A 24,799-nucleotide genomic window follows, 5' to 3' on the forward strand; every position below is an offset into this window, starting at 1 on the left:
TGGATAAGTAGAAGAACAACGAAAAGCGGCGAAACATTGGGCGATCGGTCACAGAAATGTGTGACCAACCAAGGTCGGATTTTGTTTAAGTTTATTCACCCCGAGGTCTACAGGACGAGTATGTCATTCAGAGACCTGAAACAGGGACTTGGACAGGTGAAAACTGCAATACAAGCTGTAAAGCAGGCAGGCGTAAACCGGCGCCAGGGCACCAGGTCATATAGATTGTGTATTAGCAGGCGTTAAGTTGTGACGAGCAAGGCATCACCGAGTCGAGCATAATGGCCACGCGAGAGCTTCATTCGCTCAGTGACACGACGTTCTATCTCGTCGCGCACCGAATCAAGAGTACCGAAGAAGCGGCCCTTACTGATTTCTTTCTGGAGCTGCAGACGAACCAGTTGCTCAATCTCTTTACGCGTTCGGGGAGCATCCTTACGCGCCCTGTGCCGTTTCATGCCGTGTTCATAACGTGACTTATGATACTGTCGGAAGCGTTCACGCACGAATGACCAGGCTGCACTGATAAGTTCATCTGCACCGGCGCGAGGTAGCCCTTTCTTCTCACGTTGCTTGTTCTCCCACTCGATACGGCTGCGACGGGCTGCAGCAACTGCTTCCTCAGACACTCCCAGTACCTGCCACATCAGCGGCGTGAAAGTTATGTCTGTGGGGATATTGCAGCCAATTTCTTTGTCGTATTCGGTGTTATAGGTAATGAGATTGAGCTGAGCGAGAAACTTCAGAGCCCCCGTCAGGCGGGTGATCGACAGACGTTTTTTTTCCGTGGCCAGCCCGCAGCGAATGCTCATGGTAGTAAGCGATGAACCAACGCGATTAGCCAGGGGATTAAAATAATGGCACATTGCCTGAACAGCTGCTTCCAGAGCCCGTATGCGCAACACTGGAGGGCGCTTTTTGCGCTCACCACGGGCGATCAGCATAGCAACCAGAGCCTGAAACTCTGCACGCTGAGTGAAGCCAACAGCTTTCTCGCGAATTTTTTCACAGAATGGCAGGGTTTTCTTTCCCTTTTCAGGAATGAACTCTGGATTCGGATTTTTTACCTGGCGGTAAAGTGTAGTAGCTTCAGAATTCTGCTTACTCACTACTTCCTGCGCTTATGTTGCACAGAAGGAGTAAGCACGGAATCTCTTGTCTTTTTTCGCGCACGGGTTATACTCCCATACAGAAGCAACAACTTCTGCATGATTTGTTAAGGACCCCGTTAATCTCGCGATGCCGCCAAGTATCTAAGATTATCGGGGTTTTTGCTTTTCTGGGCTTAGTTAACTAACCTGCCAGAACCTGTCACCTTCTAAGGCGTGACAACCTAATAAATTCATTTATAACAATAAGTTCACCGACTTTATCACCACAACAATGCAGGATCAATTTTTAGGATCTCTCCAGCACCAGGATTAAGCTTCACTTCTGGAACGATGCGCTTCTGCGTCTCGTTTTAAGCTCTCGAAAAGCTCTAGTGGTACAAGATAAAACGCCGGCGCGCTACGATTCAGAATAGCAATAGCATCACCCTCTGCTGACTCGACAGTCCCTAACGGATCCCTTTTGAACTCCGTGATACCAGCGACTTTCGTGCAATGTATCGGATGTGCCATAACTCCTCCTGGTTTACAGATAGCACCTACGAATTATTGTATCGTAGCATACAATCAGACACTTAAAAGCATCATTAACTAATATTATGATCGCTGATCAAACTCAGTTAAGTGTAGTTTTACATGATATAGTACATCCGCACACAGAATATACCTCTAAAATTCAAATAGATACGGCCATTAGCGGATGATGTCTAAAATCATTTCTTCAAAAAAAAATTCCAACTTGCTCCTCAGGTCTTAAACCTGATTTCCAACAGCAGGGAACCTATGACAATCAAGAATGGTAGCCTGCAGTATGTAGCAGTAAACCAAGCCTTTCTTAGGTTATTAAAACTCCCTTATGATTATCCTATTGTAGGTAAAACATTAGACCAACTTCCTACATCCTTAGCTTACCTTTCACAGCGAATACACAATCAGGAAGAACTTGTTATGGAGCATGAAGACCAGTTCTCTTCAATCGTTACGCATCCAATAGGTGAGAGCAACTCTATACATGCTTTGTACTTCGAGTCCCGGCCCTATTATGACGATGAAGGGATCTGTTCCGGTACTATGCTTCAGGTAAGACCTGTTGATATTTTTGGACCAGATAGCTTACTGTCGGGAGACGTTCCCAAATCGTTGGTATATAGGGTACCGTCCGAGATATTTACTAATGCTGAATGGGAAGTCATTTTTTTAATATCTCTTAAATACAGCAGGAAAATTATGTCTCGGATATTAGGGACTTCTTTAAAAGCGGTAGAACACAGAATCAGCAGATGTCTGCAGAAAACCGGGACCGCGTCAGGGGCCGAGCTAATAGAAGTTTGCAAGAAGAATAACTGGGATGCCTATATCCCCCCTCGATTTTTAAAGCCGAGATTTCGATTATTCAGAGCTGATCCTGATGCGTATCTAGTTGACTCATCACTAAGCAAACAGTAGTCTTCAACAGTCATAGTAAATCCTGTGACCGGGCGTGAGAACCCGTATCTACACGTGCACATAGACACGCATAGCGTGTTTTTTTGTGTACTGAACCAGCACATCTGTGTAATGGCGGTTCAGGTAGGGCAACCGTAAGGTTGGCCGGTACCGTGTAGGCCGGTTTCTCACCCCTGCCTGGGCTGCCACCAGAGCGTGAGAACTCCGTGGTAGCCGATATCATATCTACACGGGAGCTTCATCTACAATGCTCAAGAACTTATCAAAGAATTCTCAATCCCCCTTAGCAAATAAACTTGGCTTTCAATGCCTTGTAGCTGATGTGTTCTCTAAACAGAACGCCCTAATCCATACCACATATCACAACATGTTCAATGGGGTTTCTCCCCATTAAGGGAGATGCATTTTACGCGTAAATTTATTACGTACTGATTTGCCAGGGGACTTCACAATGATTAATGAGAACACTATTAACGCCCTGCATAGCGTTTTTCCTGAACTTTCCAAAAAACAGTTAGAAATTGTGACTCTGTATGCACACGGAAATACATATGAATCCATTGCTGACATTTGCAATATCTCTGTTGAAACGGTCCGATCACATCTTAAGCGAAGCACTAAGGCTCTGAACTTAAAAAGCAACGATGCAATGCGGGCAGTAATATTGTCACGCTCATATTTTTTTATGATTTCATTAATGATCACAAATTAATCAAAAAATGCACCCCTTAAGGGTGCATTTTTAAGACTTGGACTATTTACACTTTACTTTGGTTTACTGGGATAGAATTATACGCGCAGACCTTTAAGTATTGCCGCCAATTTTACTTGAGGGTCTACCCTACAAGAGCATTCTGAGCTATGAGACCCCCAATACAGCAGGCAAACTTAAGTGTTTGTTAGTAAGACTGTTAGTCGTCATGGTTGAGTATGTTCGTCCCCGTTGAACATTGAATTATCCCGTCATGGATCAATTCTGCGCGAAGCGTTCAAAAATGAATATTGAGACTGTATGTAACCAACAATGGTATCTTGCTCTCTATATTACGGGGGGCAAAAATCGCGAGAAATTATTCGGCTGGCTACACGACAGGAGAATTACTCCCTGGACGCCATTATCCTTAACGAAAATACGTCGTGCTGATGCACCGCATGTTTTCAGAAAAAGGGTATCTGCAGTTTTTCCTGGATATTTTTTCCTAAAAGCCAATTTTGATGTTCAAAAGATAGATACTATTAGGGCGCACTCAGCCTTCTGCGATTTTGTGAAGTTCGGTAGCCAAATCACCCCAGTGAACACAAGGGTGGTTGAAGCATTAATGAAAAAATATCCCGACCCTACCCATCACCCTGCAGCAAGGGATGAACTGGAAGTTGCATCAAATATTTGGCTTACAAAAAGTCAGTACAAACGCCTGACACAGCTAGAAAAAATGGAACACCCAATATCCAGGACAGCGATGTTGTTCGATATGATCACCCATGCTGATGCATGGGGGTTTTGAAATGTAATTTACCGTAGCCTCTTAAACTGGCCTTAACCAGTTATCACTCCATCCCTTTTAGTTTCCCCCGTCTATGGGGGCTTTTTTTTGCACCGTTTTCCGGCAATGACGTCTGGGCTGGTCCTACCCGATGAACAACCTCTGTTCCTTTAACCAGCCAGCACTCAGGCTTCCTTCATTCTGGCGGAATGAAGGTACAGACGTCATTGCCAGAAACCGGAACCTAAGAGAGACAAACCATGCAATCCACCCAGGAACAGGTCAGCCATCTCTTGTGGTGCATTCTCGTTGCCTTACGTACGGCAGTCGAAAACCATCACATAACCTCAGAGCGTGGCAAACGTAGATTCATCACTGAATGGTTAAGCGGAGCAAGAAGAATACCGACATTCAAAGGAATGGGAAGCGAGTTCATGACTATCCGGCAGTTACTCGAAACCGAAAAAAAACGCTCCATTGATGCCGTACTGACTACGCTCTGGACGAACTCTGTATCAACCGGGAACTGCGATCTTTTTCGATTCCGGGCAGTACTTAATTCACTTCTAGGACTTGGTTGGAAACACTGCCTCTGCCCCTGGCCTGAACAAGTTGTCACCGAAATCATGGAGCGCCAGCGCACCCGGAAGAATCACATCCTGCAGCTCACTCGTATGGAAGAAGCATTTACCGCAACAGGCTCAATGATTTCACCTGTCACATTTCAACTCCTGCTGAAAAAAAACGAGGACGAAGAAGTTGAAAAGTCTTTCTATCTCGATCGTTTCTCTGTTGTTCGAGGCCGGGACACCTCGTTGTCTAAAGCTACTTTACGCACTCTCTATATCGGACATAGTACCCTGCCGGAAACCGCATGGGGAGCATGGGGAGATCGAGAAAATGTCGGCAGCGGTAATCTCTGGCGGCCAGACCTTCACTGACCGATAACAAAAGGAACAAACCATGAAGTTTCGACCATTCACCCGGGACGTCAGCGTGCATAAAATTGCCCTGCCCCTGTTAATACCGTCACTGTTGAGCAGCTGCACGGGATTTCAAAACCGTAATGTCGCACCAGACACCCCTGCACTCGTGTTTGTAGACGGTCAGATCAGCGACAGCGCTGATATAATCAAACAAACACAACGACGGATAGCGCCTCCGGCCGCTACACCTGTTCCCGTACGACAGTCGGCAACTGCAGCGCAGTTATCGAAGACCTCGCCTTTACCTCAACCAACAATGCTGGCTTCCTCCACAAGTAAATCCAGCGCACCTGGTTCAGTCGCGAACCCATCACTGTCAACACTTACATTTATCGGCACACCGGGTCCCGTTGAAGTTCTGTCATTATCACCGGCGCGCAACCTCACACTCGAACAGTGGGTCAAACGTATCATTCCCACTGGCTGGGCACTCAACTACGAGAATGCACTGCGCCCTGTCCTGAATACCCGTATCGTCTCGGTATACACCAATGACCAGTGGACTAGGGTGCTCAACCGTTTGCTGGAAGAGCAATCAATCCAGGCGCAGGTGGACTGGAATCGTCATGCCGTCACACTGCAGCGAAAGGGTCAATCTGCTCAGTTAAAAACCTCTGCGTCGTCCACTGAAAACCGAACAACTCCTGCCCAGGCAGCCGGCGTACCGAAAAACCCATTCAGCGGCCCGGATTCAGCCCAACCAGTAACGCAGGCAACTGTTAAATCTCCGGCCCCTGTAACGACAAAATCGGCGCAGACACCGGTAGCGGTGAAACCGCAGCCAGTCACAGGACAACCGATCGCACCTGTGATTCAGGGCAAAACCTGGACGGCACCGGCTGGTACAACTCTGCGGGAAATGCTGATGAAATGGGCACAGGACACCCGCTGTGAATCTGGCGCTTCACCACACTGGACGGTTATATGGCCTGTCGCCGTGACGGATTATCGGCTTGATGCTCCGCTGACATTCCGCGGTTCATTTGAAACCATGCTCGGCCAAATGTTCGACCTTTACCGTACCGCACAGAAACCGCTTTATGCAGAAGCTTCCCGCATGCAGTGCGTGGTATCAGTCACAGACACTCCGGCAGGTCGATGATGGGCTGGGTCATACTGGCCATCGGTATGATATTTTTCCTTATCGCCGGTGATATAGATTCCCAGCGCAATCAGAACAGTCGGACAGCTATACAAACACAGAGCGGCCAGTTTTATGCATCCCAGTTCCTGACCATCGCTAATCGTGTTAATGACTGGCGTTACAAGACAGGTCAGAAGGAGGGCGCCATTCCAACCGATCAACTGGGTCTTCCCTTCACGCCCGACAGCCGAATCCAGTACCGGTTACTTCAGAGCAGATTGTGGATCTGGATGCCGGAACAACCTGGGCTCGTTGATGCATTACGGGCACAGAGTCGCGGTTCGGCACTTATCGGCACCATGAGAAGTGGCCAGCTAATCTGGCTCTCCGGTCTTGCCACCGGACTCACGGCACCACAGGGCGTTTCTGAAGGCGCCGTGGTTTACCTCAACTAATCCGGATTTTCCCCATGAAGAAAACCCTTTTGCGGCGCCTGCTGATGGCGTCCTGCTTTGCCATGCTCGCAGGCTGTACCTTCTCTGAAATCAACAAAATGCAGACGAAGGCTCAATCTGATGCCACGGTAGCCCGCGCGCAGGCGCAGCTGCCACGAACCCAACACCAACAACCACTGACCTGGACGGACCGGCAGTGGATTAACCCCAGCCCCATTCCTGTCGCCGTACGGGAAAGAAACCGCCAGGCTCCGTCCTGTAACATAACTCAGGCAAAAAAGAACATTACGCTGCAGGAACTGGCACAACGCATCACAGCTTTGTGCGGCACACCAGTCATATTTACTCCTGATGCCATTGATATCAGCCAGAGTAGCGTCAGCACCGGCGTCACACGCCAGATGAGTGGCTCACTCCCCCCCCCTGATGACAGTGGGCGGACACCACTGGCAAGCCTGGGTGGCGTAACCTCTCCGGCAACAGGCGGAACCAGCCAGCCCCTGAATCTCACCGGATTGATGTGGCAGGGCGATCTGGGCGGGCTTCTGGATCTGATGGCCAGCCGTAGCGGTCTCTACTGGCGAATGGATAATGGCACCATCGTTTTCTACCTGATGGAAACCCGGACCTATTCGTTGGCCATGCTGAATACCAAAACGTCCAGCACGTCGAGCGTCAGTTCAGGAACGACCAGCAGTATGGGGGCCACCAGTGGCACGGATAACTCCGCATCCGGGGAATCCACCACCTCCCAGAGCACAACTACCGGTCAGGAATACGATCTGTATGCTGATCTGCGCAAAGCTGTTGAGTCCATGCTGACTCCAAATAAAGGCCGCTACTGGCTGTCCTCGTCCAGCTCATCACTGATTGTGACGGATACACCTTCAGTACAGGCTGCCGTGGCCCGTTACGTGAACGAGCAGAATCTCATCATGAACCGGCAGGTAGCGCTGAATGTTGAAGTACTGAGCGTCGGTAATTCACGAAATGAAGATTTCCGGATTGACTGGAATCTGGTCTACAAGTCACTGCATTCAGCTGGCGCAACGCTTAATAACGCTACCGGGGATCTCTCTGGCGGTATATCTGCCGGCGCATCCATTCTTGATACCGCTACCGGTAATGCCGCGAAGTTTGCTGGCTCCAGCCTGCTGCTAAAAGCACTGTCCGAACAGGGTGATGTCAGCGTCGTCACCTCTCAGTCCAGCACCGTGACAAACCTGACGCCCGTGCCTATCCAGATGGCAGATCAGACGGTTTATGTGGCACAGTCGGCTACAACAACCACCACTGATGTTGGCGCCACCACAACTCTGACTCCGGGGATGATCACTACCGGGTTCAACATGACCCTCCTGCCGTTAATTCAGGAAACAGGTAATGTTCAGCTGCAGGTGAACTTCAATCTGTCTGATCCACCTACTATTCGTAACTTCACGTCAAAAGACGGCAACTCCTATATAGAGATGCCATATACCAAACTGCGCTCCCTGAGCCAGAAGGCAAACCTCCGGGCCGGGCAGTCGCTGATCCTCACCGGCTTTGATCAGAACAATACCTCCGTCAATAAGTCCGGTACCTTCACGCCAGGGAATCCGCTCCTGGGTGGAAGTCAGTCAGGTAAAAACGAGCGAACCACTTTGGTCATAGTGATCACGCCGACGTTCCCGCAGAACTCCGGAGGCTGAAATGAATGATGAGGCTTACCTGTTTACAATCCGGGATGGAAAATCTCGCAGCCGTTACTGGCTGGCGGGAATGGACTGGGCACCAAAGGAAAGGCAGAAATTCCGGCTACCGTCATTTCAACTGAGAAAAGCACGGCCCGCCAGTACAGCAGGTATCGGTGTTAATGCTTCCAGTGAACGAATAAATGGACGGGACAGGCAGCAACAGGTAGTTGGGGGCGGCCGATTGCCAGCCCGTCATCGCCGGCATCAGCTTTACTCACTGGCGCTCGCTTTTTGTGCCAGTACACGAAACGGATATGGTATTTACCGACTGAATAGTACTGATTTCGTGTTTCTGGCCAGCATCAATGGTTTGCCTGCCGTCACCGCCGATAAAACGGGGGGCGCAGACAAAATGCAAACGCTGCTGACACTGTTCCTGAGCATGAATGAACCGCCGTCAGAAGGATGGAAGTGTCTGGCCACAGTGGACACCCCGCTTGAAGCCAACAGTCTCTTTACCGGACTCTCTGCGCGTAGACGACAGCAATGCCGTGTACATGTTGATGGACTGCAAAGACAACGCTGGTTTTTAGCCAGCGCGATATTGCTGATGGGTACATTTGGCATTACCTGGTGGCAGGCTGCCACACCACCAGAGGAGCCGACGCTCACCGCCGAGGAAATCCAGGCCAGGGCCCGCGCGATGTTTGCCACCCAGGTAAAACCTCAATCTCTGCCTCACCCCTGGGCACACGAAGTCACGGCTACGGATCTTCTCAACGATTGTCAGAGACGGACCGATCCGGCGAAGTATGTTCTGGAAAGCTGGAAGCTGACATCCGGAACCTGTTCACCTGATGGGATAACACTTCTGTACCAGATTATGCCGGGCGGTACAGTAGAGGGATTCCTGGCCCGCGCCCGGGAAGTTTTCGGTGTCACACCTGTATTCAATCTGAAAGAGGGGGGGCGGGAAGCCAGGGTTACACTGGCTCCCCCTGACAGCCCACTCAAAGATGAAGCCGTGCCGAGCAGCTCAACGCAGTTCATCCGTATCCTCTCCTGGTTCCAGCGACAGCAGGTCATGCTCAACATCACTGATGTAGCTGCACCTCCAGTCCTGCCAGGGGCGAACGGAGAGCCGCCTCCCGTGCAGGACTGGCAGGAATACGTGTTTAGTTTCTCCGCTCCCCTCCCCTCCATCATGTTATTCGACGGTCTGGATGAAACTGGTATCCGACTAACCCGAATCTCTTTCGAGCTGAATGGCAGTGCGTTCAGCTATACCACTGAAGGTAAAATTTATGCGTCAGCAAAGTAACTTTCTGCGACAGGCGACACTCTGGCTCCTGCTGCCAGTATTCAGTCCATTACCTGTTCAGGCCTCTCAGTCAACTAACCAGCAGGTATCACAACCAGCCGAAGTGACAAAAGGTCAGCTTGAGCAACTGCATATCCGAAACATCATCCTCCAGGCAGAAGTGCAGGGGGCGCAACTTCAGCGCCAGCTGGAGGAAAACCAAGCCGGTGCCGGTACCGTCGCCCCTTCCCTTCCTGGAGCTATCGTCGGTGAGACTTCACTGCCCGGCCAACCTGCACGCACAGTTCCCGCAAATAATCGTCCTGTCGTGCTGGAAATCAACGGTCGCGACCAAAAACTCCGCGCCACACTACAACTACCATCAGGACAGTCACTGGTTGTATCGCCGGGGAGCCGTATTCCTGGTCTGGAGAGCACTGTCAGGAGTATTACGCTTGCCGGTGTCACACTCAGCGATGGCACTCTGCTTGCTTTCGGAGACTAACCATGAACGCTATTACTGCAGAATCCCTCCTGCTGTTTGATGACGGAGAAAAGAAAGAAATCCTTATCGACACCAACCAGCGAGGCGACCCAGGTGTACAGGCCGCGCTGATGGATTTAATGAATAAGCATCCAGGGATCAAACATCGTTTTGTTACTCTCTCGGACTTACGTGAGGCGAAAAAAAACCAGGCTGCTCAACCTCAGGCCAGCGATAAGGCTGGTTTGACGCTGGCAGATCTGGGTGGCGACAGCAGCCACAGTGAGCAACGGATCCTGAACTATTTCTCAGTGGCCAGAAAGCTCGGCTCCTCAGATATTCACTTCCTGATTTCAGACTCGCTCTTCCAGGTCAAAATGCGGGTTCACGGCTATTTACATGTGGTGGATGAACGTCAGAGAGAGGAAGGAATGTCCCTCTGTGCCACCTGTATTCTCTCTATGTCGGATGTGTCAGAAACCAGTTTCTACCCACACCGTGAGCAGGATGCACGACTCTCTCCAGCCATGATGCGGAAAATAGGCCTGTTTGGTGCCCGCTACAGCCACCGTCCAACTGGCGATGGTCTGATTGCGGTAATGCGCCTTATCCCGGATGACGGCAATAACGTACCTGACTTTCTACAACTGGGGTATTTGCCCGAACAAATCAAGCTACTGATACGCATGATTGACCGCCCTGAAGGGAAAATCATTCTCTCGGGACCTACCGGTTCTGGTAAGTCCACTACGCTGCGTACCGCCTGTCGGGTATACCTCGATACCAACCCCGGGCAACACCTTCTGACCATTGAAGATCCGCTTGAGGGACAGGTCGTGGGTGCTGTTCAGACCCCGATCATCTGCGACAAATCTGATGAAGAAGCAGTACATATCGCCTGGGGAAAAGCCATCTCGTCAGCTTTGCGACTGGACCCTGACTCAATCATGATGCAGGAAATGCGCGACCTTATCTCGATGCTGGCCACCATTTATGCCGCCCAGACCGGACACCTGGTGATGACTACGCTACACACAAACTCTGCACTCGGTATCCCGGAACGCATGGTTACGCTCGGCATTAACGAAAATCTGCTGTGTGATGCCCAGTTATTGATTGGACTTATCAGCCAGCGCCTGGTGCCCACGCTATGTCCTGAATGTCGTATATCCTGGCAGGATAAGGTCGCCAGCCTGACTCTCGAGGAAAAGGACTGGCTGGAGAAATACTGCAACATTGAAGGTATCTGTTCGACCGATAAGCTCTATTTCCACAACCCAGAGGGATGTGAAGCATGTACACAAGTGGTGGAGATAAACGGTCAGGTTCGCGGTAAAGTCGGTCAGGGGATCAGGGGGCGTACCGTCATTGCCGAGGTTATCGAGACCAATAACCGTCTTTTTAAGCTGCTGAAAACAGACGGCAAAGTCGCGGCGCGCCAATACTGGATAAATCACATGCAGGGGATCAGCCGTGTCCGGCACGTCCTGCATAAAATCAACGAAGGACTGGTCGACCCGCTGATGGCCAACCGTATCATTCCGCTCGATGAAGATGAACGTCTGGAGGTGGATGATGCGTGAAATGCACGTCCTGAAACGACTCCGATATACCCTGGTTCGCAAGACGTTCAGCGGTCGATACCGTGTTCAGTTCTATGATGCCCTGCGATTTCTGATTGAAAACCAGCAACAACTTAAGCCTTCACTGGAGAAAATGCGCAATGCTTGGACAAACTTCGGCCAGAACTGGCATCCCTACGTTGAGCTGACGGATGACTGTGTTGATGCCTTAAGGGAAAACAGCGGGGAAAAAACGCTGGAGCGTACGCTCTCCCGATGGCTACCGGCCGCAGAAGCGTCCGTCATAAGCGCAGGCATACGCAGTGAGTCACTACCACGCGCGCTAAGATACGCCTGTGCTCTGACCAGCGCCGGTAAGCGTATTCGTGCTGCAGTATGGCAGATGGCCATCTATCCGATCGGCTTTGCCATCATGATGGCCAGCACCATTTATGTGCTGAATACTGAGTTACTTCCCACGTTGACAGAAATCAGCCCGCCAGAGAACTGGACCGGTGCACTCGGCTTTCTTTATGGTATCTCGCTGTATTTCAGTGAATATGGCGTAATAACTGCCATCGCTACTATCGCATCAACTATCTGGACTATCTGGTCACTCCCCCGCTGGCACCGCCCCGACAAACTTCGCCGTGCATTCGACGGTCTGATGCCATGGTCGGTTTATAAGGATATTCAGGGTGCAACTTTCCTGTTGAACATCGGTGCACTACTGCAGTCCGGTGTCAAAACTAAAGACGCGCTGGAGATTCTGCAGGAAACGGCATCCCCCTGGCTTGCTGTGCGTATCGAAGCAATTACCGAACACGTTCGTGAAGGTAAACATTTCGGGCTGGCCCTGAAAGATTGCGGTTATGACTTTCCGTCGCAGGAAGCTGCCAACTTTCTCTCCCTTCTACAGGGGGACGGCGATGATGAAATCATAATTAACTACGGCCAGCGCTGGCTTGAACAAACTCTGGAGCGAGTAGCAAAACGTGCAGTCGTTATCCGCGGTCTCATGTTCCTGGCAATGATCCTGATGCTTTTGCTTCTGGTCCTTGTCGTTATGGATATCAATGCCCTTAACAGCTCGTCGGGCGCTTTTTAAACGAGGAAAAATCATGCAATTTAATTCCGAATCAACTTCTCAGACATACAAACCGGTTAAGACAGTGTTGCACCATCGAGGCTGGGGGTTTCTGGAACAGGGGAGTATTGCCCTGATCGTCCTGGTCGTCATCGGCCTTGTGCTGGCGGGATACTTCGCCCTCAAAAATAACGTCAACGTGGGTAAGGAATCATCGAATATTCAATCTCTCATCACCAGTACACAAAACCTGCTGAAAGGGGGAGATGGTTACACATTCACTTCCGGAGCCAAAATGATGGGCGCGCTTATCCAGATGAAAGTCCAGCCTAAAAGTATGACTGTACGGGGTACAGCCTCTTCAGGGACTGCCACACTTTACAATGGATGGGGTGGTGCAGTGACACTGTCACCTGTAACCGTGTCTGGATTCTCAAACGGATTCTCATTGACCTACGAAATGGTTCCTCAGGATGCCTGCGTCTCGCTCGCCACACAGCTCAGCCGAGCCAAAATTGCTGATGCCATTACCGTCAACTCCACGGCACACAGTGATGGAATCGTGACAACCGAAGAAGCCAGCGCACAATGCACAGCTGACAATGGGAGTACCGGTACTAACAAGCTGATCTTCACGCTTAACAGCTAAGGAGACGATATGCGGAGGGAACGCATTCTCTCCTGCTACCTGGCAATGATGCTGCTCATTTTTTCCCTTTCCCCAGGTCCATTGATGGCCAGTTCGAACTCCCCTCCTGATACGTTTGATGCCTGCTTTAATAGTGCCGGTGCCCGATACCAGATAGAGCCACTGCTGCTTAAGGCAATGGCCAAAGGGGAGTCCTGGCTCCGACCATGGGTCACAAACACTAACAGGGATAAAAAGGGCAATCCGGTCAGCACGGACTATGGGTTGATGCAGATAAATTCAACCCATGTGCCAAAGCTCATCCGAATGGGCATCATCCAGAGTGCAGAAGACCTGCTGAAACGACCCTGTCTGAATATTCAGATCGGGGCGTGGATACTGGCCAGCCACTTTCAGGTATGTGGTGTGACATGGAATTGCCTCGGGTCTTACAACGCTGGATTTCGTAAGGACAGGCACGAAACTCGCGAACAGTATGCCAACCGTATCTGGGGGTTCTATCTGGAACTGAAAGGCCTTCGAGTCTGTCGGCAGGAGAAAGGAAAGCGAATATGCGAACCATCATAGTCACCAGCCTGGCAACAGCATGGAGCCTGCCGTTACTGCTGGGTTTTGCGCTAATTGGCAGATGCCTGATGTGGAGAGTACTCGACTTTCTGGAAGATACCACTGCTCATAGTAAGGAGCGGAACTCGCTTCTAACTGCTGGGATTTGGCTTTTCGCCACGTTCAGTATGATCGCTGCCCTGTCACCGACTCCAATTGCCGATCGGGCTGCTGCCATCATGATGATGGGCTTCCTGCTTCAGTCCGGTATCACCGACGCAGTCAGTGGATATTTGCCACGTACTTTCACAGCACGTCTGTTACTTGGAGGACTTATTTGGGGAGTAACAAAAGACGTTTCGATTGCAGGTGTATATACGCAATTGGTGGAAATCGCTGTGGTGGGCGGCCTGATGACGTTGCTGAGTATCCTGATAAACCGGGGCGATCAGCGTCTTGGTCGGGGAGATTTATGGCTGATAACAGGTCTGACGGCCTGGATGGGGGGGAAAGATGCAGCACTGGCCACTCTGTTTGGTGCTGCAGCCTTTATGCTCTGGCTGCTAACCTGGCATTTGTCCGGAAAAAAAGAGGGGCCCCTTGGCCCCTGGTTGTGTCTTAGCGGGAGTCTCTTCCAGTTATCCAATCTGTATCAACCTGTATGGATATCAATCTTATGAAAAAGCACGATCGTGGCTGGGCGAATCTTGATGTTGCTCTGGCGCTCATAGTTGTGATGGCAATGACCGTCTTTGGACTCACTAAATACAAAGACTGGCAGCAGGAGAAAAACTGGCAGGTTGAAGCCTCCCATATCAGTACATACGCAGCTGCTGCACGGGGATACGTCGGTCGTAACTACGCCACTTTGTTAAGCGCAACCAGTACCACCGCGCCGACAGTGATAACTACGGCCATGCTTAAAAACACGGGTTTCCTGCCGTCCGGTTTCACCGAAACAAACAGTCAGGGTCAGCGTTTGAACACTTATCTGGTCAGGAATGGGCAAAACACGGAGTTACTACAGGGCATGGTAGTATCCAGCGGTGGCAGTGTATACCCGGACAAGGCATTGAGGCTGATATCAAGGGATATCAAAACCGGTTTCGGGGGCTACATTGATGATGGTAAAACCGCCACAGGTGCCCTGCGTTCTTGGAAAATCCTGCTGAGCAGTTACGGTGCCACCTCTGGTAATGGACATATTGCAGTACTCCTCTCAACAGATGAGCTGTCTGGTGCGCAGGAGGACAACGACAGGCTGTACCGTTTTCAGGTAAATGGGCGTCCCGATCTGAATAAAATGCACACTGCTATCGACATGGGTGGTAACAACCTGAACAGTGTCGGCACCATTAATGGCCAGACTGGAACATTTAGCGGAAACGTCAGTGGGTCAAACGGTATTTTTACCAGTAATGTCAGCGGTGCAAACGGTAGTTTCACCCAAAACATTACAGCCGGAGCACAGGTAAAAGGAGCAACGGTCCGTGCCGACAGCGACATTAGCGCCGGACGCAATATTACGGCAACTAACGAGGTTTCTGGTGCCACAGTCAAAGCAACAGGCAACTTGTCAGCAGGTGGGGTTTTGCAGTTGGATCGGATCAATGTTGCAGGCATCGCTTGTTACCCGAATGGGCAGATAAGCCGCGATGCCAATGGCGGCGTACTTTCCTGTCAATCCGGTGCGTGGACGTCCAGCGGCAAGGTATCAGCATTTGAAATGATTCAAGGAAATGATGCTTGTGGCAAATACGTCTACTCAAAAGCCTACTGTCCTGCCGGAAAACAATTGATTTCGGGTGGCTGGGTTCTCTCAAACTGGACAGGTGGTAACGGGTGGAACGCCCCAGATTCCTCAATGCCATCACCATCAGATAATGCCTGGCAACTTGTTACTGGAGGTGGTGTTACGGGTGGAACGTGTATGCGCGCAATAGCGTGGTGTGCTAAAAATTAACTGAATGATAAACTTGGATAAATCCTCAAGCACAAGCAAAGGAAGCCGCTAATAATGCTTACGTATCTCTTCAGTACATTAAGAAACAGGTTGAAAGTACCGACTGCCAGAAACCTCTTCAACACAACAAATCTTCGAAGAAAATCACGCAACAAGTTGCTCAAAAAATCAGGGGTTGTCATAACTGGCGAAAGCGCAGTAACCCCCCCATTTTTTTATGAATATGGTCGCATAACGATCGGTCAAGGTGTCTACATCAACACTGGATGTGTCTTCCTCGATCATGCGTCAATTTCGATAGGCGACAATACCCTGATTGGACCGAATGTCACACTGACGACAGCCAGCCATGAAACTTCGCCTGAATTGAGATGTAGTGGCGTTACTCAGGCTCCAATCAGTATTGGCCATAAGGTATGGCTAGGAGCAGGCGTCGTCGTTTTACCGGGCGTTACAATTGGCAATAACAGCGTTATAGCGGCAAACAGCGTAGTACGTTCGGATGTACCAGAAAATACGTTGTACGCAGGTTCTCCTGCTGTTTTTAAACGCAACATATGATATGGGTTACTGGAAACGAAACACATTAAAACTGCCGTAATCGCACCCATAAGCCATCATTCCATTTGATGTAATCGAGAACGATTGGCCATCAGGAACATCAAATGAAAAACTTCCAGATTTCTGCCACTGAGAGTTACCATCGATTGAGTGTGCAACAGTAAGGCCGCCAACTGTAGCTGTCAGTGAAAACGTATTGGCACAGTTATCTGAGTTACCAAAGTTGATTTTTTTGGGGGGGGGATTGCCTCCCCAGGCATATATTTTAAACTGCTTTCCAGTTGTGTTGCTGCTACTAAAAAAGCCTTTAAACGCTCCGAGAGAGGTGTAAATACCATCAGATGGAGAGGGGGAACGCCAGGCACCGGATTGACAGTTTCCTCAACCGGCTTTGACTATGTAGTTAAACGCAACGTTCTTAGGGCGTACTTCACTACCATTTGAGTAGTAATGATCCATACCGTTATGATGGCCTTCGAGCCTACCACCAGTATTAAGGATCATATTACTTTGGTCTTTTTGGTAACTGAGAATAGCTCGTCCATTGTCGAGGCCGCGCCCATTATCCCAACCACGTATAAATGTGCCGCGTAGATCGGGTAATACACATCCAGGATAAACAATAGCCAGTTTAGGGTTAGAACCGCATGAAAAGCTCTGCCCTGCCATTAAAAAGAAACCTGGTGGGGGTGTTGTGGAAGGCCACGGAATAGGGCTACCAACAGGGTAGCTGTCAGATCCGCCCCACACGCCGGATTGACAGTCACACTGACTCTGTTGAGTTCATTTTTATGAGCAGCTAATTATGAAGCTGCATTTCCCTGTTAAATCCGTTCGGTTAGTGCCTGGGTGAAAGACATATTCATCATAGTAGCCGCATGTAACCACTCGGTTTGCATCTACGGCAGCAACTTGACCGGCGAAGTAATTTGGTTTCCATCCATGTGGATTTTCGCTATTGCTGACACTCCAGGTGCATTGGTTTTGGCTAAAACCTGTGGGCAGCGGAATCTGTTGCCCGTTGCCGATTAAACCCGTTAAAACTGTACTCCCTATGTTCCTGCGCCAGACACCGGATTGACAGATTAATTAATTCAGTCTGACTGCAAAACATCTAACGTTATCTATAGTGCAAGTTTGGTTATCTTCTGTACAAGCATCAGATCCAGTGGCGACCCAACCTTGTGCCGTTAACCCGCTCGAATTCAAGGAAGTCTGGCAAATATCGCCGTAGTTATTCCCTGAATTTACTGACCATGTGTAACGCTGTATTTTTTTTTCCCCAGAATTAGCCCAGGCACCGGATTGACAGTTAGAAACAGTTGATCATAACAGCACCGCCTAATGTATTAGTTTGCCAGAGGTACTTACCTTCACCATCCGGCCCGGCTACTGGGTAGATCTGCGATCCACCACCTTGTCCGTAATGCCCTAAAGCACAATATCTGGCCCATGTAATATTGTTGACACCAACTGGAGAAGCGACAGAAAAAAAACCGATTTTCAAACCACTATTCCACACGCCGGATTGACAGAATTATTGCATTTTTCTCTTAAGGCTTTATTTTCTTCACCTTTTTAGGAGTAATGATGTCTTCCGTTGCGCGTATTAGAAAAATGCCCCTCAGTCGTGGCCTCGATAAATATTACGAATCAGTATCTGTTCATAAAAAGGGCCACCTTCAGGAGTTTTACCGAACCAACGTCATTAAGCGCCACCCACTGGCCAGCAGGAATATGGACGAAATCACCACGGTTGATATTGCCGCCTACCGTGATGAAAGACTGACCCAGCGCAACCCCAGGACGGGGAACCCTATCACCGGTAATACAGTAAGACTTGAGCTGGCGCTATTGTCATCACTTTTCGGTATTGCGCGTGTGGAATGGGGAACCTGCCGTAGCAATCCGGTCGAATTAGTGCGTAAACCGAAAGTATCAAAAGGTCGTGATCGCCGCCTGACATCCACTGAAGAGCGCAGACTGTCCCGGTATTTCCGCGAGCGAAACTTAATGCTGTATATAATCTTTCATCTCGCGCTGGAGACAGCCATGCGTCAGGGTGAAATCCTTAACCTGCAATGGGAATATATTGATCTGCAGCACGGTGTGGCGCACCTGCCAGACACCAAGAATGGGTCATCGCGTGACGTTCCCCTCTCACGCAAAGCACGTAATCTGCTTCAGATGTTGCCGGCCCAACTAAAAGGTAAAGTATTTTCCTATACGTCATCCGGTTTCAAAAGCGCCTGGCGGCTCGCCCTCAAGGCCCTCACTATCGAAAATCTGCATTTTCATGATCTTCGGCACGAGGCCATCAGTCGCTTTTTCGAGCTCGGTACACTGAACGTTATGGAGGTCGCTGCAATTTCGGGTCATCGGTCGATGAATATGCTTAAACGCTACACCCATCTGAGAGCTTACCAACTGGTCAGCAAGCTGGACGCGCGACGGCGCCAGACTCAAAAGATTGCCCCCTACTTCGTACCTTATCCCGCACTGGTAGAACAGGATTGCGGAAGTACTGGTGACATAAGAGTGATGCTATGCGACTTCGAAAACTTGATGGTGTCGGCGCCGACCCGCGAACTTGCCCTGACCCGCGCCAGCGAACTGCTACTACGCACTCTGGCACTTGCTGCCCAGCGCGGCGAACGAGTCCCTGCACCAGGGGAACTCCCCATCAAAACAAACGACCACATCATGATTTGTCCGCTTAACCCCGACCAGGCTCTCTCGGCCCGGGCGTAACCTTTATCCTGGAGGGACTGTGTATCTGATTATCCTTTCAGCAGTACCGCTGACATTACTGCTGTATTGCCCGGTAATGACAATCGTTAGTGCCGTGACGCCCTGGACAGGGTTTCGCACGGCCTCGGTTAGTCATCGAAAGAAGCATTACACTACCCTGCACCTTTCGACATTTGACCGGGTTGGTCATCTTAATCTTCATCGTGCAGCGCGCTTTCACCGTAGTTTTCTTGCCACGTTGCAACTGGCGTTACAAAGGGACAGCGCCCCAGTGTACTTCACATCCCATTTGATGCGCCCGGCACACATGAAAAGCATGACCCTCCTGATGGGAAAAATGGACGATACACACCGCTGGCGCTGGATCACAGTATCGATTCCTCCTGCCGTCAGGAACGGGATACGGCTACAAACACTGGTACAGGAATGGCGCTGGATTACCGTACCGGAAACCGGCGTGCTTGTACTCATTCGACCGCGCCGGAGAATGCGTTAAAACGACAATACACAAACGCAATTAAAACGCACACGTAAACGCAGTCGATCTACACGATCGAATTAACTCGTTATACATGCGCGTCACGATTAATTATTCTTTAACTCACTGAACCGCAAGATGTAATTTTACTTAAGGGGGCCACGTGGCAAACAGTCTTACCGCAATTTTCACCTCGCTTCTGGCGCTCCCCGACCTTGATCGGAACAGGATTGCAGAACTGCTTCAGCGCAATGAAAAGAAGCCTATGCAGACCACGTCACTCCGAATGAGACCCGGCACCCGCCAGCTGATTGATGAGTTATCCGGCAAGATTGGGATATCTCAATCGGAGCTACTGAATCTGGTTATAGAAGGTTCTCTGCGCGATATTTTCCTGCCGTTCAGCAATACCGCGCTTAGTATCATCGATCGCTTTGAGGTGCTAATGCAGGCACATGAGCTTGACCCGACTGATATCGCAGAGTTGCTTTCGTCATGGAATGTTCGGGTGAGCGTACTGCAGGACAGGGAACGAACGATGGACTATCTGTCCACTCCGCTCCTGCAGGCGCTCGCTCAGTGGTTTTTCGTTTCACAGGACTGGTTGTTAGGCAGGAATGTTCCAACGGTCGACACCACCCTGGCTCGACATCAATGGCCACAAACAGAAGATGCCTTACGGAAGATGATAATTCCTTCAGATGAGAATAATAATGACAGCGTTATTTTCTGGACGACCGAACATACAGGTGAGGATGAATATCAGGAACAAACCGGCATATTAATTAAGAAGAAAATTTCTTCATCCCTGCTGACATATTTCCCGGTGTTATCCATTATTCCGCTCGTTCTGAATAAAGAGCAAAAATACTGGAAAGAACGCCTCCTCAGAGAACATGCCGCAACAGGCACTCTGCGCACCGTAACGGTCAGCAAGGGACTATCCACAGCGCTTGAACAGGGAATAACACTACCCGCACTTATATTCAGACAGCTTTAAACCACGCAGAAATATTGAATTAAAAAAGAAAAAGAAATTTTTGATGCTGCCGCATCAAGACCTTCTTTTGCCCAAAATCCAGACTTGACTACAGGAAATTTAATGATGAAAAAGACTTACATTGCAAAAACACTGATTTCTTCCGCCGTCATGATGGCTTTTCATGCAGGTGCAGCAACCTCCTACATGGAAGCCCGCAGCGATGCCATGGGGGGGACCGGCGTGGCCTCTGCACACTACGGCACTGCTGCCTTATCCAACCCGGCACTCCTGACAAAGTTTGGCGCGAATGATGACTTCAGTCTGGTGCTGCCGTCCGTGGGTGTCCAGGTGGCAGACCCCGATAAGGCCATAGATACTGCCGATGACGTGAAAGATCTGTGGAACAAATTTGACAATGCTGTCGACAGCCAAAGCGGTGTTAGCGAAAGCGCTGCCGCGTTACGAAATAAGCTGGAAGATTTGAAAGATGTGAAGGCAAACGGGCAGGTCGGGGCATCTGTTATTGCCACCACCCCAAATAAAGTACTCCCATTTGCTGTTGTCGTGAAATCCTGGGGCACCGTTTCCGTAAATGGCACGGTCAGCGACCACGATCTGCAATATCTCGACAAAATCGCCAGCGGGGCCATACCGGCGGATGCGGTAGACAAAGATGCACTAACGTCCCGAGCCTATGGTCGGGCGGCCGTCATCACCGACGTAGGTGTGGCTATGGCGCATGAATTTGAAACGGCAGGACACAGCTGGTCACTGGGCATTACACCCAAGTATCAGCGAATCGATCTTTTCAATTACAGCGCAACGGTAAACGACTTCGACAAAAATGACGTGAACTCAGACGATTACCACAACACCAAAACCGGATTTAACGCCGACATCGGTCTGGCCACAAACCTCGGAGATAACTGGATGCTGGGTCTGGCGGTACAGAACATCATTGCCCGCAGTGTTGACACTAAAGAAGTGAACGGCGAGAAAGAAACGTTCAAAGTGAAACCTCAAGCCACTGCCGGCGTCGCATGGAGCAACAACGTCCTGACTACCGCACTCGATGTGGATCTGACCGAAGCCAGCCGTTTTGAGCGAGATGACAAACGCCAGTTCGCCAGTGTAGGGGCTGAGTTGAACGCCTGGAGCTGGATGCAGGTTCGTGCTGGTTATCGCCAGAACATGGTCTCCAGCGAGGGTAACGCCTTCACCGCGGGTCTGGGCTTCTCACCGTTTGATGTAGTACACCTGGACCTTACCGGTATAGCCGGAACTGATCGTACCTACGGCGCGGTTGCGCAGTTGCAGTTCACGTTCTGATAATCATAGGGAAGCCCGCAATGGGCTTCCTCTGCCGTTTACTTCCGATCAATATCTCTACCGTCTGCAAAACTCCGTCTCCTTGAATCTTCTGGCTTTAACCTCAGTCGCCCTCCCGGCAAGGTAACTACTATGAACTACTTAATTCTTCCCGGCGTGCTGGCTATCTCTCTTCTTGCCGGCTGCCAGCCCTGGATTCCGCCATCGACGCCTCCAGCTTCTGTTTCTCCTGACCGCTACGGCGCAGCATCATCCGTCGCCGTTGCCCGTCACACGCAATATCAGATGTGGAATAACGGTCTTTGGTCCGGTTCGAAAATTGCACCATCGCCCATGGAAATCATACGTACCAACAGTGCTGACGTTTCCTTCGACTGGGAAGGTGATGCTGTGGAGTTGCTGGCTGAACTGGCGCGTGCACGCGGCCTGCAGTTCAACTACAGCGGCGTGCGTCTGCCCTTACCCGTAACGCTACACGTTCGGGGTATGACGTTCAGCAACGTGCTGCGTGTGATTGAAGCGCAGACAGCATGGCGAGCTACCCTGAATCAGTATCCGGGACTGCTGCAGCTCAATTTCATGCAACCGGAGACAAGTAAGAAATGAAATATTTTCTCTTATTACTTTTCCCTGCGCTACTCCTGACCGGTTGTGCCGCCGAGCATCCTGCGCCAACAACTGATGCGAGTGTGCCTCCACCGGATATGCAGGCCTGGCTCAATCCGGAGCGACAAAGACCAGACAGTATTTCCGAAACTCGCTGGCAGATGCTTACTGATGCCGGCAGAACACTGGGATTTCGGGGGGGTAAATCTCAGCGTGCATGGGAGTTGACCCAGGCGCTAAATGCCCGCGAGTCCACCCTCAATGCCCTTTACGATTTCCGGCCGCTTATCAGCCCTGAGGGCTGGCTGCCGCCGGTTATCGATGAAGCGCAGGACGTTGCACACATCACTCCTAATCAAATCCGCACCGCCTCAAAGGTTTGGACCATTATCCGACCGGAGAGATTTGTCAGTAACCCGCCCAGTTGGCGCAGTTGGTTACTTCGCGGGCTGGCCACCACGGCAACCCCGGGCACAGAAGGACTGGTCGTGCCGGAAGACAGCTCTCAGAGAAAGGTATGGGAAGACGCGCTGAAAAAAGGCTGGCAGGAAGGTCGCGCAAATGCTGACCTGACCCTTGAAGCCAGTATGAATCAGCTCACCCGTGATTATCGGGGCATGATGCTTTACTCCCTGCTCTGGCGTCGGGGCATGATTTCCCGACCGGAAGTTACCGAACAACAACAGACTGTGACCGGCAGTGGGCAGAAACTCGTTACTGGCGATCGCGTACGCCGACTCAAATCACATGCGTCGTTTGAACTCCAGAAGTCCCGCTGGCGCCCGTCTGTTACCATTCAGTAAGGAGTTTTCTCGTGAACACATCTCTTATCCCAGATAAGTTCGGGATTTTTCCATTCAGTGGAGCCTTCACCGCCGACGAGTTCAGGGCATTTTTTGCCTGGTGCTCAGCACAGGCCGTTAGTGACGTGGACCTGGTCGGTGGCTCTCCAGTTTCTGTTAGTCGTTATGGTCGGCGTGAGAGAGTCTCCGACACCGTACTGCCGAATACCATGCTCGGCAATATGCTTGATGACCTGCTGGGACCAGAAGTGCGCCCTAGAGTGCAGGGAGGTAAACCGTCGGACAGAGCCATCCAGATCGACGGTGATATGCACGGGCGTCATGGCCTGAAGCGGGGTGAACGCGTGCGACTGCGCGCACACATTATTCAGGGAACCTCTGCCCGGGAAGAAAAGGCATTATCCGTCACTCTGCGCGTTATCCCACATATCATCCCCGACTTTCTGAAGATGGGTATAGAGCCTGAACTGGCAGCCTCCATGTTGCCAAAAACAGGGCTGGGTCTCATCTGCGGCGAAACAGGTTCCGGAAAATCAACGCTTCAGGCGGCGTTGTATCGACACTGTCAGAACACTCAACCTGACCGCAAGATAGTGACCTACGAAGATCCGGTTGAGTACATTCTTGGCCGTCCCGATGACCTTCTGCCACCGCATCAGGCTCAGGTAGGCCGTGACGTGGCGAGTTTTGCAGATGGGCTTCGCTCCGCCATGCGCCGTAACCCGGAGGTCATCGGTATCGGGGAGATCCGCGATACTGAAACAGCAGAAGCCGCTGTTCAGGCCGGGGAAAGCGGGCACATGACTATCGGGACTCTGCACTCTAAGTCGCCAGGTGAAACCCTGAACCGATTACTTGGTTTGTTCCCGCCTCAAATTCGAGATGCGCGTGCGTGGGAGCTACTTGGTATGTTGCGTTTCATCGCAGTCCAGGTACTTGTCAAAACGACTGACGGCAAACGTCGTGCCCTTCGGGAATACATCGTATTCGACGATGACTTACGCGATGCGCTTCAGAATATCCCTTCAGAAAAGTGGCCGGCGTACATCGACACCATTCTGAGGATGGAAAAACGGCGTATTGTCGATCAGGTGCGGGAAGGTTTCGTAACAGGTGACATAGACAGAGATGAAGCAGCGCTCTATCTGTCAGGTAAGGAACTCACGCAATGAAACGAGAAGGATTCTGGCGTTATGCCACTCCGCCGGTCAGCTTTTTTGGTATTCCGCTGCCGTTCCTGCTGCTGTATCTGATCTGGTTTCGCTGGCCATCCATGAACACGCTGTATATCTGTTCCGCCATTCTGGGATTCTTTGTTGCACTGAATTTCTTTGGCTGGAGTGTACGTGCCATCTGCCTGCGCGTGATTAGTACCTTCAGGGGAAAGATTGCCTCCGGTCGCCCCTGGTGGTACCGACACTTCATCGAAACGCCGCGAGACTGGACCGGTCTCTGAGC

General features: G+C 50.6%; 25 protein-coding genes and 1 pseudogene. 24 read left to right on the forward strand and 2 right to left on the reverse strand.

Annotated features, from left to right (window positions below):
* Positions 1–242: 242 nt before the first annotated feature.
* Positions 243–1,109 (reverse strand): plasmid replication initiator RepA, encoded by an 867-nt coding sequence (repA, locus tag AC534G_RS25635; protein WP_048227619.1) that lies wholly within the window; start codon positions 1,107–1,109, stop codon positions 243–245.
* Positions 1,110–1,871: 762 nt separating this feature from the next.
* On the opposite strand from repA, the gene AC534G_RS25640 reads away from it, so the two are divergent.
* The 16 genes from AC534G_RS25640 (at position 1,872) to AC534G_RS25715 (ending at position 16,392) form a co-directional block, all read left to right on the forward strand.
* The gene (locus tag AC534G_RS25640; RefSeq protein WP_255366017.1) at positions 1,872–2,555 is read left to right on the forward strand and encodes a helix-turn-helix transcriptional regulator; all 684 of its coding nucleotides are present in this window, start codon (positions 1,872–1,874) and stop codon (positions 2,553–2,555) included.
* 451 nt (positions 2,556–3,006) lie between these two features.
* Positions 3,007–3,267: a helix-turn-helix transcriptional regulator gene (locus tag AC534G_RS25645; protein ID WP_048227622.1), complete on the forward strand. Its 261-nt coding sequence runs from the start codon at positions 3,007–3,009 to the stop codon at positions 3,265–3,267.
* Positions 3,268–3,550: 283 nt separating this feature from the next.
* Positions 3,551–4,060, forward strand: coding sequence for a transcription termination/antitermination NusG family protein (locus tag AC534G_RS25650; RefSeq protein WP_048227623.1), 510 nt, complete (start codon positions 3,551–3,553; stop codon positions 4,058–4,060).
* Between the two features lie 239 nt (positions 4,061–4,299).
* A complete protein-coding gene (locus AC534G_RS25655; RefSeq protein WP_048227624.1) occupies positions 4,300–4,980 on the forward strand; it encodes a hypothetical protein in 681 nt (226 codons plus the stop codon).
* 22 nt (positions 4,981–5,002) lie between these two features.
* Positions 5,003–6,127 carry a TcpQ domain-containing protein gene (locus AC534G_RS25660; protein ID WP_053389054.1) on the forward strand — a complete coding sequence of 375 codons (1,125 nt, stop codon included), beginning with the start codon at positions 5,003–5,005 and terminating at the stop codon, positions 6,125–6,127.
* Positions 6,124–6,564 carry a type IV pilus biogenesis protein PilM gene (gene pilM, locus AC534G_RS25665; RefSeq protein WP_224773767.1) on the forward strand — a complete coding sequence of 147 codons (441 nt, stop codon included), beginning with the start codon at positions 6,124–6,126 and terminating at the stop codon, positions 6,562–6,564. The genes AC534G_RS25660 and pilM overlap by 4 nt, the downstream gene beginning before the upstream one ends.
* A 14-nt stretch (positions 6,565–6,578) precedes the next feature.
* Positions 6,579–8,255 carry a PilN family type IVB pilus formation outer membrane protein gene (gene pilN, locus AC534G_RS25670; RefSeq protein WP_048227625.1) on the forward strand — a complete coding sequence of 559 codons (1,677 nt, stop codon included), beginning with the start codon at positions 6,579–6,581 and terminating at the stop codon, positions 8,253–8,255.
* A 1-nt stretch (position 8,256) separates the two neighbouring features.
* A complete protein-coding gene (gene pilO2, locus AC534G_RS25675; RefSeq protein ID WP_048227626.1) occupies positions 8,257–9,561 on the forward strand; it encodes a type 4b pilus protein PilO2 in 1,305 nt (434 codons plus the stop codon).
* Positions 9,545–10,045 (forward strand): type IV pilus biogenesis protein PilP, encoded by a 501-nt coding sequence (pilP, locus tag AC534G_RS25680; RefSeq protein ID WP_053069306.1) that lies wholly within the window; start codon positions 9,545–9,547, stop codon positions 10,043–10,045. Before pilO2 ends, pilP begins: the two co-directional genes overlap by 17 nt.
* A gap of 2 nt (positions 10,046–10,047) precedes the next feature.
* Positions 10,048–11,607, forward strand: a complete 1,560-nt coding sequence (locus tag AC534G_RS25685) for a GspE/PulE family protein (protein ID WP_048227627.1) — start codon at positions 10,048–10,050, stop codon at positions 11,605–11,607.
* Entirely contained in the window at positions 11,600–12,694 is a 1,095-nt protein-coding gene (locus AC534G_RS25690) for a type II secretion system F family protein (RefSeq protein ID WP_040231337.1), read from the forward strand. The genes AC534G_RS25685 and AC534G_RS25690 overlap by 8 nt, the downstream gene beginning before the upstream one ends.
* A 13-nt stretch (positions 12,695–12,707) precedes the next feature.
* Entirely contained in the window at positions 12,708–13,322 is a 615-nt protein-coding gene (locus AC534G_RS25695) for a type 4 pilus major pilin (protein WP_052463753.1), read from the forward strand.
* Positions 13,323–13,406: 84 nt separating this feature from the next.
* Positions 13,407–13,889, forward strand: coding sequence for a lytic transglycosylase domain-containing protein (locus tag AC534G_RS25700; RefSeq protein ID WP_069325157.1), 483 nt, complete (start codon positions 13,407–13,409; stop codon positions 13,887–13,889).
* Positions 13,874–14,548: a prepilin peptidase gene (locus AC534G_RS25705; RefSeq protein WP_053389052.1), complete on the forward strand. Its 675-nt coding sequence runs from the start codon at positions 13,874–13,876 to the stop codon at positions 14,546–14,548. Before AC534G_RS25700 ends, AC534G_RS25705 begins: the two co-directional genes overlap by 16 nt.
* Positions 14,545–15,831: a shufflon system plasmid conjugative transfer pilus tip adhesin PilV gene (gene pilV, locus AC534G_RS25710; protein WP_058687259.1), complete on the forward strand. Its 1,287-nt coding sequence runs from the start codon at positions 14,545–14,547 to the stop codon at positions 15,829–15,831. The genes AC534G_RS25705 and pilV overlap by 4 nt, the downstream gene beginning before the upstream one ends.
* 54 nt (positions 15,832–15,885) lie before the next feature.
* Positions 15,886–16,392: a sugar O-acetyltransferase gene (locus tag AC534G_RS25715; RefSeq protein WP_077223963.1), complete on the forward strand. Its 507-nt coding sequence runs from the start codon at positions 15,886–15,888 to the stop codon at positions 16,390–16,392.
* Between the two features lie 381 nt (positions 16,393–16,773).
* On the opposite strand, the pseudogene AC534G_RS25720 reads toward AC534G_RS25715, so the two are convergent.
* A pseudogene (locus tag AC534G_RS25720) lies at positions 16,774–17,154 on the reverse strand (phage tail protein); the annotation flags it as partial.
* A gap of 825 nt (positions 17,155–17,979) precedes the next feature.
* On the opposite strand from AC534G_RS25720, the gene AC534G_RS25725 reads away from it, so the two are divergent.
* From AC534G_RS25725 to AC534G_RS25760, 8 genes are all read left to right on the forward strand, one after another.
* Positions 17,980–19,143 (forward strand): site-specific integrase, encoded by a 1,164-nt coding sequence (locus AC534G_RS25725; RefSeq protein WP_213135375.1) that lies wholly within the window; start codon positions 17,980–17,982, stop codon positions 19,141–19,143.
* Between the two features lie 19 nt (positions 19,144–19,162).
* Positions 19,163–19,639 (forward strand): hypothetical protein, encoded by a 477-nt coding sequence (locus AC534G_RS25730; RefSeq protein WP_127341066.1) that lies wholly within the window; start codon positions 19,163–19,165, stop codon positions 19,637–19,639.
* A gap of 145 nt (positions 19,640–19,784) precedes the next feature.
* Positions 19,785–20,621, forward strand: coding sequence for a hypothetical protein (locus AC534G_RS25735; protein ID WP_053389049.1), 837 nt, complete (start codon positions 19,785–19,787; stop codon positions 20,619–20,621).
* A gap of 102 nt (positions 20,622–20,723) precedes the next feature.
* Positions 20,724–21,932: a conjugal transfer protein TraF gene (locus tag AC534G_RS25740; protein ID WP_053389048.1), complete on the forward strand. Its 1,209-nt coding sequence runs from the start codon at positions 20,724–20,726 to the stop codon at positions 21,930–21,932.
* A gap of 132 nt (positions 21,933–22,064) precedes the next feature.
* Positions 22,065–22,538: a DotD/TraH family lipoprotein gene (locus AC534G_RS25745; RefSeq protein ID WP_053389047.1), complete on the forward strand. Its 474-nt coding sequence runs from the start codon at positions 22,065–22,067 to the stop codon at positions 22,536–22,538.
* Positions 22,535–23,341, forward strand: coding sequence for a type IV secretory system conjugative DNA transfer family protein (locus AC534G_RS25750; RefSeq protein WP_053389046.1), 807 nt, complete (start codon positions 22,535–22,537; stop codon positions 23,339–23,341). The genes AC534G_RS25745 and AC534G_RS25750 overlap by 4 nt, the downstream gene beginning before the upstream one ends.
* Before the next feature lie 11 nt (positions 23,342–23,352).
* Positions 23,353–24,513 (forward strand): plasmid transfer ATPase TraJ, encoded by a 1,161-nt coding sequence (gene traJ, locus AC534G_RS25755; protein WP_053389045.1) that lies wholly within the window; start codon positions 23,353–23,355, stop codon positions 24,511–24,513.
* On the forward strand, positions 24,510–24,797 hold the full coding sequence (locus tag AC534G_RS25760) for a hypothetical protein (RefSeq protein ID WP_048227635.1): 288 nt from the start codon (positions 24,510–24,512) through the stop codon (positions 24,795–24,797). Before traJ ends, AC534G_RS25760 begins: the two co-directional genes overlap by 4 nt.
* The last annotated feature ends 2 nt before the right edge of the window (positions 24,798–24,799 follow it).

This window comes from Citrobacter sp. CRE-46, assembly GCF_059615875.1.